Source organism: Sphingomonas bacterium (assembly GCF_028292945.1).
GTDB lineage: Bacteria > Pseudomonadota > Alphaproteobacteria > Sphingomonadales > Sphingomonadaceae > Sphingomonas.
In genome coordinates this window covers 1-2,521 of record NZ_JAQGLJ010000087.1, presented here as the reverse complement: position 1 = coordinate 2,521, position 2,521 = coordinate 1, and the positions used below count along the sequence as shown (strand labels likewise).

The following is a 2,521-nucleotide window of genomic DNA, read 5'->3' as shown; positions in this document are numbered from 1 at the left end:
AGCGCCTTTTCAGGCACTTAAATCCAGTGGTGGAGCCGTGGGGGATCGAACCCCAGACCTTCGCAATGCCATCGCGACGCTCTCCCAGCTGAGCTACGGCCCCATCTGGTGGCGCGCTCCTAATCGGGCGCGCCGACCTTGGCAAGCGGCGCGGACGCCGCTTGCCATAACTCAATGCTCGTCGTCTTCCTTGCCGGTCTCGACGCCCAGATCGTCGTCGCCGCCCAGATCGACCTCGTCGTCCGCACTCGGCTCCTCGTCCTCGCCGGTGATCGCGGCGATGTCCTCGTCGCCTCCTTCCAGGTCGGCGTCTGGCGTCTTGTTCTCGGCCTTGACCGCCTCGAACGCCATCGGCTGCTTGGACTTTAGGATCGGCTCCGGTGCCCAGGCATGGCTGCAATTGATGCAGGTGACCGGGTCGTCCTTGGTGAGGTCATAGAAACGCGTCGCGCATTTCGGACACGAGCGCTTCGTGCCCCATTCCGGCTTGATCATGCCGTAAGTCGCCTTTCGGAAGTGGGTTGTCGCGAGCCCAGGCCCGACGAGATGGCGCGCGCCTTGCCACAGCCCCACCCCCCTGTCAAAAGCCCAGCCCCCATGAAGCCGGACCTTCCCCGCCCCTTTCAGATCGCGTCCGGCGGCCCATTACGCGGTCGCATCGAGGTGCCCGGCGACAAGTCGATCAGCCATCGCGCGGTCATGCTGGCGAGCCTTGCCGTCGGCGAGAGCCGCATCGAGGGGCTGCTGGAAGGCGAGGACGTGCTCGCCACCGCAGCGGCGATGCGCGCGATGGGTGCGACCATCGCGCGGGCGGAGGATGGTGCGTGGCTTGTCCATGGTGTCGGCGTCGGCGGGCTGCTGCAGCCTGAGGGTGCGCTCGACATGGGCAATTCGGGGACCTCGACGCGCCTGTTGATGGGGCTGGTCGCCTCGCACCCGATCACCGCGACGTTCATCGGCGACGCCAGCCTGTCGCGCCGACCGATGGCGCGCGTCGTCGAGCCGCTGCGCCAGATCGGCGCGGACATCACCGTCAGCCCGGGCGACCGGTTGCCGCTGATGGTGCGCGGCCTGTGCCCTGCCGTTCCGATCGCGTATCGACCCCCGGTCGCGTCCGCGCAGGTCAAGTCGGCGATCCTGCTCGCCGGCCTCAACACGCCCGGGATCACGCGGGTGATCGAGCCGGTCGCTACGCGCGATCATAGCGAGCGGATGCTGCGCGGCTTCGGCGCTGCGCTGACTGTGGAACCGCGTGAAGACGGAACGATCATCAGCCTGACCGGCGAGCCGGAATTGCAGCCGCAGCATCTGACCATCCCCGGCGATCCCTCATCTGCCGCTTTCTGGGCAGTGGCTGCGCTGATCGTGCCCGGCTCCGAACTCCTGCTCGCAAACGTGCTGCTCAATCCCACCCGCACTGGTGTGTTCGAGGCGCTGCGGATGATGGGGGGCGACATCGCCATCGGGAGCGAGCGCGAGGTCGGCGGCGAGCAGGTCGCCGACGTGCGGGTCCGGCACTCGGCCTTGCGCGGCATCGACGTGCCGCCAGAACTCGCCCCGAGCATGATCGACGAATACCCGGCGCTGTTCGTCGCCGCTGCCTTTGCCGACGGGCGCACGGTCGTGCGTGGCGCGCACGAACTGCGCGTAAAGGAATCGGATCGCATCGCGACTATGGCCGCCGCCCTGCGCGCGGCCGGTTTGGTGGTCGGGGAGCATGACGACGGCCTGACGATTGATGGTCGCGGCGGCAATCCGCTGCCCGGCGGCGGCCGCGTCGAGACGAGGCTGGACCACCGAATCGCCATGAGCATGACCGTCGCAGGCCTGCATGCCGCGCAGCCGATCACGATCGACGATGCGCGCCCGATTGCGACAAGCTATCCCGCGTTCCTCGAGACGATGACGCGTTTGGGCGCGCAACCACGGTGGCTGAACCAATGATCATCGCTGTCGATGGACCAGCCGCGTCGGGCAAAGGCACGGTCGCCAAGGCATTGGCGCGGCATTACCGGCTGCCGCATCTCGATACGGGTCTGCTGTATCGGGCGGTGGCGGCGACTGTGCAGAGGCTGGAGCTGGACCCGACGCAGGAGGCGGACTCGGTTGCGGCGTGCGATTTCGACGAGCTGACGCTGGCCGATCCGGTCCTGCGTACGGACGAAATCGGGCAGCTCGCGTCGATCGTCTCGGCGCACCCGCTCGTCCGTGCGGCGTTGTTGCAGCGGCAGAAGCGGTTCGCACATCAGGCCGGCGGCGCGGTGCTCGACGGCCGCGACATCGGCACGGTGATAGCGCCCGACGCGGACGCGAAGCTGTTCGTCAAGGCGACGCCTCAGATCCGCGCCCGCCGCCGTCATGCCGAGCTGCAGTCGCATGGCTCGACGCTCAGTTTTGACAAGGTGCTCGCCGACATTCGCGTGCGCGACGACCGCGATAGCGGCCGATCCGCCGCGCCGCTGGTGATGGCGGCGGACGCGGCGCTGCTCGATACGAGCTTCCTGTCGATCGAGGCGAGCGT

At 68.1% G+C, this 2,521-nt stretch carries 3 protein-coding genes and 1 tRNA gene; 2 read left to right on the top strand and 2 right to left on the bottom strand.

The features are described from left to right. Nucleotides 1-27: 27 nt before the first annotated feature. Nucleotides 28-103 (bottom strand) — tRNA-Ala (locus JWN21_RS09995). A 68-nt stretch (nt 104-171) separates the two neighbouring features. Then, nucleotides 172-495, bottom strand: coding sequence for a TIGR02300 family protein (locus JWN21_RS09990; protein ID WP_299649226.1), 324 nt, complete (start codon nt 493-495; stop codon nt 172-174). Between the two features lie 102 nt (nt 496-597). Between JWN21_RS09990 and aroA the strand changes: the two genes are divergently transcribed. Beyond that, nucleotides 598-1,944 carry a 3-phosphoshikimate 1-carboxyvinyltransferase gene (gene aroA, locus JWN21_RS09985; RefSeq protein WP_299649224.1) on the top strand — a complete coding sequence of 449 codons (1,347 nt, stop codon included), beginning with the start codon at nt 598-600 and terminating at the stop codon, nt 1,942-1,944. Then, nucleotides 1,941-2,521: (d)CMP kinase (gene cmk / locus JWN21_RS09980; RefSeq protein ID WP_299649222.1), on the top strand; the 581-nt coding region annotated here is incomplete at its 3' end. The genes aroA and cmk, both read left to right, overlap by 4 nt.

Excerpts from the sequence above, each read along its gene's own strand:
- JWN21_RS09990 (WP_299649226.1), bottom strand. The coding sequence starts at position 495 with ATGATCAAGCCGGAATGGGGCACGAAGCGCTCGTGTCCGAAATGCGCG.
- aroA (WP_299649224.1), top strand. The coding sequence starts at position 598 with ATGAAGCCGGACCTTCCCCGCCCCTTTCAGATCGCGTCCGGCGGCCCA.